At 67.6% G+C, this 13,550-nt stretch carries 16 protein-coding genes; 12 read left to right on the top strand and 4 right to left on the bottom strand.

Going from position 1 to position 13,550, the window contains the following annotated elements; translation table 11 throughout:
- Positions 1-40: 40 nt before the first annotated feature.
- From CFB89_RS10025 to CFB89_RS10010, 4 genes are all read right to left on the bottom strand, one after another.
- Entirely contained in the window at positions 41-490 is a 450-nt protein-coding gene (locus tag CFB89_RS10025) for an acetyltransferase (RefSeq protein WP_089467704.1), read from the bottom strand.
- A gap of 91 nt (positions 491-581) precedes the next feature.
- Entirely contained in the window at positions 582-1,055 is a 474-nt protein-coding gene (locus CFB89_RS10020; RefSeq protein WP_089467703.1) for an NUDIX hydrolase, read from the bottom strand.
- Between the two features lie 48 nt (positions 1,056-1,103).
- Positions 1,104-1,988, bottom strand: a complete 885-nt coding sequence (locus CFB89_RS10015; RefSeq protein WP_089467702.1) for an NAD(P)-dependent oxidoreductase — start codon at positions 1,986-1,988, stop codon at positions 1,104-1,106.
- A gap of 106 nt (positions 1,989-2,094) precedes the next feature.
- Positions 2,095-2,331, bottom strand: a complete 237-nt coding sequence (locus tag CFB89_RS10010) for a gamma-butyrobetaine hydroxylase-like domain-containing protein (protein WP_373559860.1) — start codon at positions 2,329-2,331, stop codon at positions 2,095-2,097.
- Positions 2,332-2,617: 286 nt separating this feature from the next.
- Here CFB89_RS10010 and CFB89_RS10005 point away from each other — a divergent pair, with 286 nt between their 5' ends.
- The 12 genes from CFB89_RS10005 to CFB89_RS09950 all read left to right on the top strand — a co-directional run bounded on the left by CFB89_RS10005 (position 2,618) and on the right by CFB89_RS09950 (position 13,506).
- Positions 2,618-3,853: an MFS transporter gene (locus tag CFB89_RS10005; protein WP_256979630.1), complete on the top strand. Its 1,236-nt coding sequence runs from the start codon at positions 2,618-2,620 to the stop codon at positions 3,851-3,853.
- 278 nt (positions 3,854-4,131) lie between these two features.
- Positions 4,132-4,533, top strand: a complete 402-nt coding sequence (locus CFB89_RS10000; RefSeq protein WP_027784729.1) for a DnaJ family domain-containing protein — start codon at positions 4,132-4,134, stop codon at positions 4,531-4,533.
- Complete coding sequence (gene tadA, locus CFB89_RS09995; protein ID WP_179233400.1) at positions 4,530-5,126, top strand: tRNA adenosine(34) deaminase TadA; 597 nt, start codon at positions 4,530-4,532, stop codon at positions 5,124-5,126. The genes CFB89_RS10000 and tadA overlap by 4 nt, the downstream gene beginning before the upstream one ends.
- A 94-nt stretch (positions 5,127-5,220) precedes the next feature.
- Positions 5,221-6,159, top strand: coding sequence for a muramoyltetrapeptide carboxypeptidase (ldcA, locus tag CFB89_RS09990; RefSeq protein WP_089467699.1), 939 nt, complete (start codon positions 5,221-5,223; stop codon positions 6,157-6,159).
- A 308-nt stretch (positions 6,160-6,467) separates the two neighbouring features.
- On the top strand, positions 6,468-7,172 hold the full coding sequence (locus tag CFB89_RS09985; RefSeq protein WP_050013319.1) for a GntR family transcriptional regulator: 705 nt from the start codon (positions 6,468-6,470) through the stop codon (positions 7,170-7,172).
- A gap of 149 nt (positions 7,173-7,321) precedes the next feature.
- Positions 7,322-8,806: an NCS1 family nucleobase:cation symporter-1 gene (locus CFB89_RS09980; protein ID WP_089467698.1), complete on the top strand. Its 1,485-nt coding sequence runs from the start codon at positions 7,322-7,324 to the stop codon at positions 8,804-8,806.
- Positions 8,807-8,816: 10 nt separating this feature from the next.
- Positions 8,817-9,608 carry an aspartate/glutamate racemase family protein gene (locus CFB89_RS09975; protein WP_089467697.1) on the top strand — a complete coding sequence of 264 codons (792 nt, stop codon included), beginning with the start codon at positions 8,817-8,819 and terminating at the stop codon, positions 9,606-9,608.
- A 160-nt stretch (positions 9,609-9,768) separates the two neighbouring features.
- Positions 9,769-10,722 carry an allantoinase PuuE gene (gene puuE / locus CFB89_RS09970; RefSeq protein ID WP_089467696.1) on the top strand — a complete coding sequence of 318 codons (954 nt, stop codon included), beginning with the start codon at positions 9,769-9,771 and terminating at the stop codon, positions 10,720-10,722.
- Positions 10,719-11,240 (top strand): 2-oxo-4-hydroxy-4-carboxy-5-ureidoimidazoline decarboxylase, encoded by a 522-nt coding sequence (gene uraD, locus CFB89_RS09965; RefSeq protein ID WP_089467695.1) that lies wholly within the window; start codon positions 10,719-10,721, stop codon positions 11,238-11,240. The genes puuE and uraD overlap by 4 nt, the downstream gene beginning before the upstream one ends.
- Positions 11,241-11,315: 75 nt before the next feature.
- On the top strand, positions 11,316-12,329 hold the full coding sequence (gene alc, locus CFB89_RS09960) for an allantoicase (RefSeq protein WP_089467694.1): 1,014 nt from the start codon (positions 11,316-11,318) through the stop codon (positions 12,327-12,329).
- The gene (locus tag CFB89_RS09955) at positions 12,326-12,838 is read left to right on the top strand and encodes an ureidoglycolate lyase (protein ID WP_089467693.1); all 513 of its coding nucleotides are present in this window, start codon (positions 12,326-12,328) and stop codon (positions 12,836-12,838) included. Before alc ends, CFB89_RS09955 begins: the two co-directional genes overlap by 4 nt.
- A gap of 257 nt (positions 12,839-13,095) precedes the next feature.
- Entirely contained in the window at positions 13,096-13,506 is a 411-nt protein-coding gene (locus tag CFB89_RS09950; RefSeq protein ID WP_089467692.1) for an ACT domain-containing protein, read from the top strand.
- Positions 13,507-13,550 lie beyond the last annotated feature (44 nt).

Below are 13,550 nucleotides of genomic sequence, written 5' to 3'. Positions count from 1 at the left end.
GGCCGCCCGCTGCCGTGCCCGTTCCTGCCCGGATTCCGGCTCAGTCCCGACCACCTCCGCGATAACGAAGGTGAATCAGCGGATACGGTCGTCCTTGTCCATCCAGATCCGATCGCCCGCAGCGCTCGAATCCGAGCCGTTCATAGAATCCCGCCGCCGCTTCGTTCTGTTCGTTGACGTCGGTGGACAGGTGGGGATGGCGCTTGAGCGCTTCTTCGACGAGCAACCGCCCGACTCCCGCGCGATGGTGCGCGGGATCGACGAACAGCGCTTCCATGTGGTTGCCGTCGAGCAGCATGAAGCCGATCGCGCGATCGCGCTCGTCGACGGCCAGATCGAGCGGTGCGCCCGGCAAAAACGCGACGACTTCGGATTCGATCGCGCGACGGTCGTCGTCGCTCAGGAAGTGGTGCGTGGCGTCGACGGCGGTGCGCCAGATATCCAGCACGCGTGTGCCGTCGGCCTTGGTGGATTGTCGAATTCTGATCATGGTTTGATGTGTGGTGATCCGGCGCTCGGCGGGGGGGCGGCTCCATGACGGAGCGAACGCGTCGCGGGGATGCGCAAGCGACGGCGATGTATCAGTCGGATGGCCGCCGCGCGTGCTCCAGCGCTGCAGCCCGCTCCATCGCCCGCCGAGCGACATCGCGCACGCCCGCGCTCATCGGCAAATCGTCGCGGTCGAGTTCGTCGATCCCGAACCAGTGCGCGTCGAGCGCATCGTCGCCGGCGGCCGGCGTGCCGTGCAGCCATCGGCACAGCACCGCGACCATGATGAAATGCTGGCGCACGGCGCCGTGCGCATCGTAATCGAACGCATCCAGCGCGGTAAAGGCGTCCAGCGCCTCCACGTCGATCGTCGTTTCTTCCGCGACCTCGCGCACGACCGCATCCGCGAGCGGCTCGCCCGGCTCGATCTTGCCGCCGGGAAAGCCCCAGCAGCCAGCATCGGGCGGATTCGCGCGGCGCACGAGCAGCACGTCGCGTTCGCGCAGCACGACGCCGATCACGGCGGGAACGGGGTGCAAGGGCACGGCGTTGCCAGTCGCGGACATGGTTCGCCTACCCATCGGTGCTAACGAATGCGTGAGCGTGCATGCCGCTCATCGCGCGTCCCCGGTACGCCGTTCGAGCGCACGAATCACCGCGACCATGTCGGCCGCGCCATGTCCGGCCTGCTCGGTCTCGCCGTAAAGCGCATGGCAGATGTCGAGCAGCGGCGACGCGATGCCGATGCCGCGCGCGGATTCGGCGACGAGGCGCGCATTCTTCAGCACGTCGGTGATCGCGGCCTGCACCGAGAAATCTTCCGAGACGAGCTTGCCGAGCTTCACGCGCGACACGTCGCTGGCCATCGGCCCGGCATTCAGCACGTCGGCGAAGCGCGCGAGGTCGATACCGTGGCGTTGCGCGAAATGCGTGGCTTCGGCGAGACCGGTGACCATCGTGATCAGGAACAGGTTGACGGCGAGCTTCATCGTCAGCGCCGACGGCACGTCGCCGCACAGAAAGCTGTCGCGGCACAGCGGCTTCACGAGCGCACGGACGGCATCGACGTCGTCCGATGCGCCCGCCAGCATCACGACGAGCTGCCCGGCTTCGGCCGGCTTGCGCGAGCCCGACACCGGCGCCTCGACGTAACGGCCCGACGCGGCGGCGATGTCATCGGCGAGCGCGTGCGAGTATTCGGGCGCATTCGTGCCCATGTTGACGATCGTGTGCCTGCCGACCCGGGCGGCAAAACCAGGTGTGCCGCGCGCGAGGGCGGCATCGATCGCCGCGTCGTTCGCGAGCATCAGGATCACGGTGCGACAGGACACGAACACGTCGTCGATGTCCTCGGCCACGCGTGCGCCGGCGTCGCGCAGCGCGTCGTCGTTGCCGTGCGAACGGCTCCACACGACGAGCGGCGTGCCGGCTCGTGCGAGATTGAGCGCCATCGGCGTGCCCATCACGCCAAGGCCGATGAATCCGACTGCGGTTTGCATGGTGCGGCTCCCACGGTAGGTGGCGACGATTTTGGGCGTCAGTATCGCAGCGTTTTCGCATGCTTGCCATGTGGCCCGCGCGAGCGTGGAAGCCGCGTCGTCGCCGCTACGCGAGATCCCCCAGCTGCGGCCACGGATAAATGCCGCGTGCATGGCCGCCGCCGAACAGGAAGCGCACGCCGTAGCCGAGCGCTTCCACGCCGTCCAGTGTCAGATCCGGCCGCGCGTCGATATGGCCGCCGTCGAGCCAGATCTTTCGGCATTCCGCATACGGGCAATCGCTGCGCAACCGCGCATAGACGGCTCGGGCCGGTCGGCCCACCGGCACAGCACGGCGGCCGATGCCGCGTCCTTCAGTTCGGACAGGCTTTGCGCGCGCCCCAACCAACGATTTCTGATTTCGAATTTCCCGTTGCCGAAAAGCGGGGCAGCGGGGCCTCAGGGGAGTGCATGATTCGACCCTTGCGAGCCGCGCGGAATCGCCGACAATAAAAAACGGGGTCCCCTGGGCCGCGCATGTCGATTCCCTGCCGTGTCGCCCGTCGTATCGATATCGACCGGGCCGTGCGCCGCGCCATGCGGCCGGCACCCGGTTTCCGCGGACGGAGCAACGAACCAGGAGAGGCTACATGACACGCCACATGTCGGATTCCCGATACCGCTGGGTGATCGTCGCCGCGGGCGGCCTGATGGGCTGCGTCGCGATCGGCGCGATGTTTTCATTGCCGGTGTTCCTGCGGTCGATCGCGCGCGATACGGGCTGGTCGATGACCGGCATTTCCGGCGCGATGACGCTCGGTTTCATCGCGATGGCCGTCGCGAGCATGGCGTGGGGCAACCTGTCGGACCGCATCGGCACGCGGCCGGTCGTCGTCGCGGGCGCCGTGCTGCTGTCGGCGAGCCTGGCGCTGGCAAGCCGCGCGCCGTCGCTGCTGGTGTTTCAGTTGACCTTCGGCCTGGCAGTCGGCAGTGCGACGGCCGCGATATTCGCACCGATGATGGCGTGCGTGACCGGCTGGTTCGACACGCACCGCAGCCTCGCGGTCTCGCTCGTGTCGGCCGGCATGGGGATGGCGCCGATGACGATGGCGCCGCTGGCCGCATGGCTCGTGTCGGTGCGCGACTGGCGCACGGCGATGCTGCTGATCGCCGTACTGGCGGCCGTCGTGATGATCCCGGTGTCGCTGCTGGTGCGCCGGGCGCCCGCGCTCGATCCGGACTCCGCGCACACGGCGCCTGCGCCTGCGTCCGCCGGCGCGCCCGTCGCGATGTCGGTCGCGGATGCGCTGCGCTCGCCGCAGTTCAGGGTGCTCGTGCTGACCAACTTCTTCTGCTGCGCGACGCATTCGGGCCCGATCTTCCATACGGTCAGCTACGCGGTCACGTGCGGGATTCCGCTGATCGTCGCCGTGTCGATCTACAGCGTCGAAGGGCTCGCGGGCATGGGCGGCCGGATCGCGTTCGGGATCCTCGGCGATCGGCTCGGCGCGAAGCGCATGCTGGTGGCCGGGCTGCTCGCGCAGGCGCTGGGCGCGCTCGGCTACTACTTCGTGCGCACGCTCGACGGCTTCTACGCGGTCGCGACGCTGTTCGGTTTCATCTATGCGGGCGTGATGCCGCTGTATTCGGTGCTCGCGCGCGAGAATTTCCCGCTGCGGATGATGGGGACCGTGATCGGCGGCTGCGCGATGGCCGGCAGCCTCGGGATGGCCGCGGGCCCGGTCGCCGGCGGGCTGATCGTCGATGCGTTCGGCAGCTATGGCTGGCTGTACCTCGGCTCGTTCGCGATCGGGATCGGCGCGTTCCTGATCGCGACGATGTTCCGTCCGTTTGCGAAGGCGCGGCCGGATACGGTGGCCGCGTAATGGACGGCGGAGGCGGTGCGGCTAGCGTTTTTGCCGGACAGATGGGGTGGTCGCCACGTCGTCGTGGATAAAAACGGGTCCGGATACGGCATACATTTGAAGGTGTCCAAACGGCGCTCAGCCTCCTGCGGCGCAGCAGCGCGGCAACTGACGGCGATCGGCGCGCATGCGCTGCGATTCGGTCCCTAAAAACACAATATCGAGCATGTATTCGAACGGCCTGTCATACCGGCGTCACCCTGCTAGAATTCGGCCTGCCGCATTGTTCCGATTGACTGATGAGATTGCTTGACGCCCTGGTCGAACAACGTATTGCCGCCGCCGCCGCGCGGGGCGAGTTCGACGATTTGCCGGGTACCGGCGCGCCGCAGGCGCTGGATGACGACCTGCTCGTGCCCGAGGAGGTGCGGGTGGCCAACCGTATCCTGAAGAACGCGGGCTTCGTGCCGCCGGCCGTCGAGCAACTGCGCGCGCTGCGCAACCTGCACGACGAAGTGCAGGCGGTCAGCGACCGCGCCGCGCGCTGCCGGCTGCAGGCGAAGATCCTCGCGCTCGACATGGCGCTCGAATCGCTGCGCGGCGGCCCGATGGTGATGCCGCGCGACTACTGCCGGCGCATCGCGGAACGCCTGTGCGAGCGCGGGCTCGACGACGCGCCCGCCGAAGCGGGGACGATGTGACGTCCGACGCGCTGCACGACGCAGCACGCTCGGCCGCCGCCGTGGCCGCCGACCCCGCCGCCGATTCTCCCGTTCACGACAGCGCGCCCGTATCGGCGCGCGACTTGCATTTCATGCGTCTTGCGCAGGCCGCCGCCGAAGAGGCGCGCGCGGCCGGCGAAGTGCCGGTCGGCGCGGTGCTCGTGCGCGGCGACGAAGTGATCGCCCGCGGCTTCAACCATCCGATCGGCGGGCACGACCCGTCCGCGCATGCCGAAATGGCCGCGCTGCGCATGGCCGCGCAGCATCTGCGGAATTACCGGATGCCCGGCTGCGAGCTTTACGTGACGCTCGAGCCGTGCCTCATGTGCGCAGGCGCGATCATGCATGCCCGCATCGCGCGGGTCGTCTATGGCGCGGCCGACCCCAAGACGGGCGCGTGCGGCAGCGTGATCGACGCCTTCGCGAATCCTCAGCTGAATCACCACACCGAAGTGACCGGCGGCGTGCTCGCCGACGAGTGCGGCGCCGCGTTGAAGTCGTTCTTCGCCGAGCGCCGTCGCGCGCTGCGCGACGCGCGGCTCGCCCGCGACGCCGAATCCGGCGCGTCCTAGGCTGCCTCCCGCCGCGCCCGGCGTGCACGGTTTTCGTGAACCGGGCACGGTTCGGGCCCTCTAAGCAGGTTTGACGACCCCGACACCTTTCGCCATGTCCTTCCAGCCCGCCGCGTCCTACACCATCCGCCTGCTGGCGCCGTCCGGCTATCCGCACGACCCCGACGCGATCAACCGCGCGCTCGAGCGCCTCAGCACCGCGCAGCAGCGCATCGAGAACCTCGAGGCGACGCAGCGGCGCTTCCAGCGTTTCGGCGGCACCGACGGCGAGCGGGCAGGCGACCTGAACCGCCTCGCCGATCCGGAGCGGCCGCTGCCGGACATCGCGCTCGCGGTGCGCGGCGGCTACGGCGCCGCGCGCATCCTGCACGGGCTCGACTATCGCGGCCTCGAACGCCGGCTGCGCGACCAGCCGGTCGCGCTCGTCGGCCACAGCGACTTCACGGCGATCCAGCTCGCGCTGTATGCGAAGGCGCGCATCAAGACGTTCGGCGGCCCGATGCTGTCGGCCGACTTCGGCGCGGAAACGCCGAGCGACTTCACGATGCAGCATTTCTGGCAGACGCTGACGCAGCCGAGCACGACGATCGTCGCCGACGCACCGCAGGTGCAGGCGGTGAACGTGACCGGCATGCTGTGGGGCGGCAATCTGGCGATCCTCGCGTCGCTGGTGGGCACGCCGTACATGCCCGACATCGAAGGCGGGATCCTGTTCATCGAAGACGTCAACGAGCAGCCGTTCCGGATCGAGCGGATGATCTATCAACTGCACCTGTCGGGGCTGCTCGCGCGCCAGCAGGCGCTCGTGCTCGGCCAGTTCACCGGCGCGCGGCCGTTCGAATACGACAACGGCTACGACATGCAGGCGATGATCGACCAGGTGCGCGCGGTGGTCGGCATCCCGGTCGTCACCGGGCTCCAGTTCGGCCATGTGCCCGACCTGTTGACGCTGCCGTTCGGTGCACAGGCGCAGCTGGTCGCGAATGCGCACGGGTTCCGGCTCACGCTGTCCGACTATCCGCATCTCGGCTGATGCCGGCGCGACTGATCGAAAGGCGGGTTTCCCGCCTTTTTCTTTAGGCAAATACGCAACTAACGGTCAGATTTTTTTCGTCGACGCCGATACGATCGCCACCTGGTTTTGCACCATTTTTGTCAACAAAATGGCCGGGGAGGTAGACGACGAGAAGGGCCTCCGTCTTGCCTGTATGGCTTGTCGTGCATGGATTTCGTGCGAATTGCACCGAATGGGAACACGCCGGCGCACGCAGATTGTGCGAAATCCTGCAAAAGAATTGTTGACAATCTTTATGTCCACCCTAGGATAAGGACCATCACACGATGCAGATCATGAACGAGCCCGATTCCTCTCCGTCCGGTGCGGCCAGCCCCGAAGCGATCGCCGAGCGGATCCGCACGGCGATCCTCGAGCATCGGCTCGCGCCCGGCGCGAAGCTGACGGAGGCGCAGCTCTGCGACGTGTTCGGCGTGAAGCGCGGGACGATCCGCCAGGCGCTCGCACAGCTCGCGACCGACAAGCTGGTCGACCTGGAGCCGAACCGCGGCGCCTTCGTCGCGAGCCCGACGCTGCAGGACGTGCACGAAGTGTTCGAGATGCGCCGGATCATCGAGCTGGCCGTGGTCGAGCGGCTCGCGACCGGCCCCGGCGCCCGGCGGCTGAAGGGCGTCGCGGCGCTGATCGACAAGGAACGCAAGGCGTTCGAGCGGCACGACTTCGCGGCGTGGATCCGGCTGTCGGGCGAATTCCATACGGCGCTCGCGACGCTGATGGGCAATGCGACGCTCAGCGAGTGCCTCGAAGGGCTCGTCGCACGCTCGACGCTGATGTCGGCGCTGTACGAATCGCACGGGCGCAGCCCGTGCTCGTGCGACGACCACGACGAGATCCTCGCCGCGCTGGAGGCGGGCGATCCGAAGCAGGCGGTGACGCTGATGGCGCGCCACCTGCAGCATGTCGAACTGAAGATGCTGGACCGGCCCGCGCAAGGGCAGGTCGATTTGCGCGAAGTGTTCGGCGGCGCCTGAGCGGCGACGCGAACCCGGCCGCGCGCCACACGACGAGAGCAATGCAGGCCTGCGGCGTTTGCCGCGGGCCGCGGGTCCGACTCCGGGCGATGATCCGGAGCGATATCGATGACGGTGGAGCGGCCTTGCGGCCGCGTCAAGGAGAAGTCATGGCTCAGTTCAGTGTGGCGCACGACAGCGCCTATCCGGCGGAAGAAGGCGGCGAGGGCGGCGGTCCGGCATTGCCGGATGGTTACAGTGAACGTCTGTACAACGAAGATTTGGCACCCCTTAAAAAACAGACGTGGGGTGCGTACAACATCTTCGCGTTCTGGATGTCGGACGTGCACAGCGTCGGCGGCTACGTGTTCGCGGGCAGCCTGTTCGCGCTCGGGCTGACGAGCTGGCAGGTGCTGATCGCGCTGATCGTCGGCATCGGCCTCGTGAACGCGCTGTGCAACCTGATCGCGCGGCCGAGCCAGCAGATCGGCGTGCCGTATCCGGTCGCGTGCCGCGCGACGTTCGGCGTGCTCGGCGCGAACGTGCCGGCCGTGATCCGCGGGCTGATCGCGATCGCGTGGTACGGCATCCAGACCTATCTGGCATCGAGCGCGCTCGTGATCGTCGTGCTGAAATTCTTCCCGCAATGGCTGCCGTACGCGGACGTCCATCGCTACGGCTTCCTCGGGCTGTCGGCGGTCGGCTGGGCCGGCTTCATGCTGCTGTGGGTGCTCCAGGCGTTCGTGTTCTGGAACGGGATGGAGACGATCAAGAAGTTCATCGACTTCGCGGGCCCGGCCGTCTATGTCGTGATGTTCATCCTCGCCGGCTACATGGTGTGGCGCGCGGGCTGGCGCAACATCGGCATCAACCTCGGCGGCGTCAAGTATCACGGCGCGGAAGTGATTCCGGTGATGATCACCGCCGTGTCGCTCGTCGTGTCGTACTTCTCCGGGCCGATGCTGAACTTCGGCGATTTCTCGCGCTACTGCCGCTCGTTCGGCGACGTGAAGCGCGGCAATTTCTGGGGGCTGCCGGTCAACTTCCTCGCGTTCTCGCTCGTCACGGTGATCACCACCGCCGCGACGCTGCCGGTGTTCGGCGAACTGATCACCGACCCGGTCGCGACGGTCGGCCGCATCGACCATCCGACCGCGGTGATTCTCGGCGCGCTGACGTTCACGATCGCGACGATCGGCATCAACATCGTCGCGAACTTCGTGTCGCCCGCGTTCGACTTCTCGAATGTCGCGCCGCGCCTGATCAGCTGGCGGGCGGGCGGGATGCTCGCGGCCGTCGCGTCGATCTTCATCACGCCGTGGAACCTGTTCAACAACCCGGCCGTGATCCACTACACGCTCGACGTGCTCGGCGCGTTCATCGGCCCGCTGTACGGCGTGCTGATCGCCGACTTCTACCTCGTCAAGCGCGGCCGCCTCGTGCGCGACGACCTGTACACGATGTCGGAAAGCGGCGCCTACTGGTACACGGGCGGCGTGAACCGCCGCGCGCTCGCCGCGCTGCTGCCGGCCGCGGTGATCGCGGTCGTCTGCGTGATGGTGCCGGGCTGGCAGGCGCTCGCGAATTTCTCGTGGTTCATCGGCGCGGGGCTCGGCTTCGTGTTCTATCGGCTCCTCGCGAACGCGAAGGCGTAAGGAGCGGGCGATGAAGATCCGACTGATCAATCCGAATACGACGCAGCGGATGACCGATGCGATGGGCCGCTGCGCGCGCGAGGTCGCGGCCGCCGGCACGGAGATCGTGGCCGTGAGCCCGCCGATGGGGCCGCCGTCGATCGAAGGCTATTACGACGAGGCGCTCGCGACGCCGGGGCTGCTCGCCGAGGTCGCGCGGGGCGAGCGCGACGGCTGCGACGCGTACGTGATCGCATGTTTCGGCGATCCCGGCCTGTACGCGGCGCGCGAGCTCGCGCGCGGGCCGGTGATCGGCATCGCCGAGGCCGCGATGCATGCGGCGAGCGTGCTAGCGCCGGGCTTCTCGGTCGTCACGACGCTCGCGCGCACTTGCGGGATGGCATGGCACCTCGCGGAGCGCTACGGGATGAAGCGGTTCTGCCGCAACGTGCGCGCGACCGACGTCGCGGTGCTCGAACTCGACCGGCCCGGCTCGGCCGCGCGCCGGATCATCGTCGACGAATGCCGGCGCGCGCTCGACGAGGACGGCGCCGACGCGATCGTGCTCGGCTGCGCGGGGATGGCCGAATTCGCGCACGAGATCGAGCAGCAGATCGGCGCGCCGGTGGTCGAGGGCGTCACGGCGGCGGTGAAGTGGGCCGAGGCGCTCGTCGCGCTGCGCCTCGCGACCGCGAAGCGCGGCGACTACGCGCGGCCGCTGGCGAAGCGCTACGACGGCGCGTTCGCCCGCTTCAGCCCGCCGGACGGCGACGCGGCGGAACCTCCGCCGAATTTGCCGCAACCGCACATACACACCGTCTGACATGCACTATCTGCGCCGCTGTATGGGCGCGTAGGAACGTTTTCGCTACACTGGGCCGTCATCGCATCGGCTCGCGCGGCCGGCCGCCGGCGCCGCGCAGTCGATGCGAACCCATTATTCCAGCCCGCTCATTCAGCCCGCTCTCGTTGCACTTCGAACCATGTCACTCGATCCCAACTATCCTCGCGACCTGATCGGCTACGGCCGCCATCCCGTTCAGGCGAACTGGCCGGGGCGCGCCCGCGTCGCCGTGCAATTCGTGCTGAACTACGAGGAGGGCGGCGAGAACTGCGTGCTGCACGGCGACCCGGGATCCGAGCAGTTCCTGTCCGAAATCGTCGGCGCGGCCGCGTATCCGGACCGCCACATGAGCATGGAGTCGATCTACGAATACGGGTCGCGGGCCGGCGTGTGGCGCATCCTGCGCGAATTCGAGAAGCGCGGGCTGCCGCTGACGGTATTCGGCGTGGGCATGGCGATCGAACGTCATCCGGAGCTCGCGCGGGCATTCGTCGAGCTCGGCCATGAAATCGCGTGCCACGGCTGGCGCTGGATCCACTACCAGAGCATGACGCCGGAACTCGAAGCCGAGCACATGCGCCTTGGAATGGAAGCGATCGAGCGCGTGACGGGCGAGCGTCCGCTCGGCTGGTATACCGGCCGCGACAGTCCCAACACGCACCGCCTGGTCGCCGAATACGGCGGCTTCCTGTACGACGCCGACAACTACGGCGACGACCTGCCGTTCTGGATGGACGTCGAGGTGTCGGGCGGCCGCACGTCGCCGCAACTGATCGTGCCGTACACGCTCGACACGAACGACATGCGCTTCGCGACGCCGCAGGGCTTCAATACCGGCGACCACTTCTTCCAGTACCTGCGCGACGCGTTCGACGTACTGTACGCGGAGGGCGACGAGGCGCCGAAGATGCTGTCGATCGGCATGCATTGCCGGCTGCTCGGCCGGCCGGGCCGGTTCCGCGGGCTGCAGCGGTTCCTCGATCACATCGAGAAGCACGATCGCGTATGGGTGACGCGCCGTGTCGATATCGCGCGTCACTGGCGTGAACATCATCCGTATCAGCCCAACAATCGAAACGAAGGGAAAGCATGAAGGCGATGCGCTATACGTTGGAACAACTGAACACGATGGCGCCGAGCGCATTCGTCGCGGCGCTGTCGGGGATCTTCGAACATTCGCCGTGGGTGGCCGAGGTCGCCGCGGGCAAGCGTCCGTTCGCGAGCATCGACGCGCTGCACGAGACGATGTCGGACGCGGTGGAAACCGGCGGCGAAGCGCGCCAGCTCGCGCTGATCAACGCCCACCCGGAGCTGGCCGGCAAGGCCGCGGTGCGCGGCGAGCTGACGGCCGAATCGACCCGCGAGCAGAGCGGCGCCGGCCTCGACCAGTGCACGCAGGAAGAATTCGACAAGCTGCTCACGCTGAACCGCACCTATCGCGAGAAATTCGGCTTCCCGTTCATCCTCGCGGTGCGCGGCTATGACCGCCACGGCATCATCGCGAACTTCGAGTCGCGCGTGAATCATTCGCGCGACGAGGAACTGCGCGCAAGCCTCGACCAGATCTACCGGATCGCGCGCTTTCGCCTCGACGACCTGATCGACGCCTGACACCGCCGCTGGGCACCACAATACGGCCCGCTGCGCCGCGGCGGCCCGAACGTCTGACTGAAACAAGGAAACATCATGGCTGTTCCGCTTCTCGATCCGAACGCACCCGATTTCACGCGGCGCTACGTGAATCTTGCCGACCCGCGTCTTGGTGCGCAGGCGCTCGAGGCCAGCGACGATTTCTTCGCGCCGAAGGACCGGATGCTAAACCCCGAGCCGGCCGTGTTCATCCCCGGCAAGTACGACGACCACGGCAAGTGGATGGACGGCTGGGAAACGCGCCGCAAGCGCACGACGGGCTACGACTGGTGCATCGTCAAGCTCGCGCGCCCGGGCGTGATCAAGGGCTTCGACATCGACACCAGCCACTTCACCGGCAACTTCCCGCCGGCCGCATCGATCGAGGCCGCGTTCGTGGCCGACGGCGCGCCGACGCATGCGACCGAGTGGGTCGAGATCGTCCCGTCGACGACGCTGCAAGGCAATAGCCATCACTACGTCGAAGCGAGCGACGCGCGCGCGTTCACGCATCTGCGCGTGAATATCTACCCGGACGGCGGCATCGCGCGCCTGCGCGTGTACGGCCAGCCGCAGCTCGACTGGGCCGGCGCGAGCGCGACCGAGCAGTTCGACCTCGCGGCGATGGAAAACGGCGGTTACGTGGTGGCGGCGAACAACCAGCACTTCGGCGTCGCGTCGAACCTGCTGCTGCCGGGCCGCGGCGTGAACATGGGCGACGGCTGGGAAACCCGCCGCCGCCGCGAGCCGGGCAACGACTGGGCGATCATCGCGCTCGCGCAGCCGGGCGTGATCCGCAAGATCGAAGTCGATACCGCGTTCTTCAAGGGCAACTACCCGGATCGCTGCTCGATCCAGGCCGCGTATGTATCGGGCGGCACGGACAGCTCGCTGATCACGCAATCGATGTTCTGGCCGGTGCTGCTCGGCGAACAGAAGCTGCAGATGGACAAGCAGCACTATTTCGAACAGGAGATCGCGTCGCTCGGCCCGGTCACCCACGTGCGCCTGAACATCATTCCGGACGGCGGCGTGTCGCGCCTGCGTCTGTGGGGGACGCTCGACAAATGAAGACGCTCGCCATCGAACCGCTGACCAGGGAAGCGTTTGCACCGTTCGGCGACGTGATCGAAACGGAAGGGGCGAAGCAGATCCCGATCAACCTCGGCACGACGATCCGCTTTCACGATCTCGCGAAAATCGACGTGACCGATGAAGGCGGCCGCCCGCTCGTCAACCTGTTCCGCGGCCAGCCGCGCACGCTGCCGTTCGAAGTGAAGATGCTGGAGCGGCATCCGCTCGGCAGCCAGGCGTTCGTGCCGCTGAACGACCAACCGTATCTCGTGGTCGTCGCGCCTGCGGGCGATCTCGATCCGGCGAAGATCCGCGCGTTCGTGACGAGCGGCTGGCAGGGCGTGAACTACGCGAAGGGCGTGTGGCATCACCCGCTGATCGCGTTGGGCGGCGTGAGCGACTTCATCGTCGTCGATCGCGGCGGCGACGGGCTGAACCTGAACGAACAGGATCTGCAGGAGTCGCTGTGGCTCACCGAGGATGCACGGGATGCGGTGACGGCCTGAGTCGGGTCGATTGTCCGTCCGTCGAAACCCGCGCAACCTGCGCGGGTTTTTTTACGCGCGCGCGCTGGCACGCCAATCAGGTTGACGCGGCCTTGCGGGTATCGCGCATGCGTGTCTTTGAGTTCACCTGCGGGACGATCCGCGCACCGTCGCGTTGCGCGCCCGGCTCGCGGACGAAGTCGCGATGGTGCGCGTGCCGCGTGCTATCGTGCCCGCATCGCTCCCACACGACGTCCGGTTCCGGGCGCGATCCTCCGATGAGCCAGCCTGAAAACGACCTCGCGGTCCTGCTGCGCACGATGCAGCCCGAACTGCATCCGGGCGTGTTCGCGTTCATCGCGCTGCCGCCCGACGCGGACGTATCGTTATCCGAAGTGATCGCGACGTTCCGCGAGGCGGAAGGGCTGACGGTCGTGGTCGACGAGGCAACGGCCGCGCGCCGCGGCTGGCCGGTGCTGTTCCGCGCCGCATGGATCACGCTGACCGTGCATTCCGATCTCGCGGCCGTCGGCCTCACGGCCGCATTCGCGCGGGCGCTCGGCGCGGCCGGCATCAGCTGCAACGTGATGGCCGCCGCGTACCACGATCACATCTTCGTGCCGGTCGCCGATGGCCCGCGCGCACGCGACGTACTCGTCGCACTGCAGCGCGACGCGATGCGCGGGTAGCGCGCGAAGGGCATTCCGCGCAGGCAAAAAAACGGGCCCGTGTG

The organism is Burkholderia sp. AU16741, from assembly GCF_002223345.1.
Classification (GTDB): domain Bacteria; phylum Pseudomonadota; class Gammaproteobacteria; order Burkholderiales; family Burkholderiaceae; genus Burkholderia; species Burkholderia sola.
Note: the sequence above shows the minus strand (reverse complement) of the source record. Positions and strands in the feature narration are given on the sequence as shown.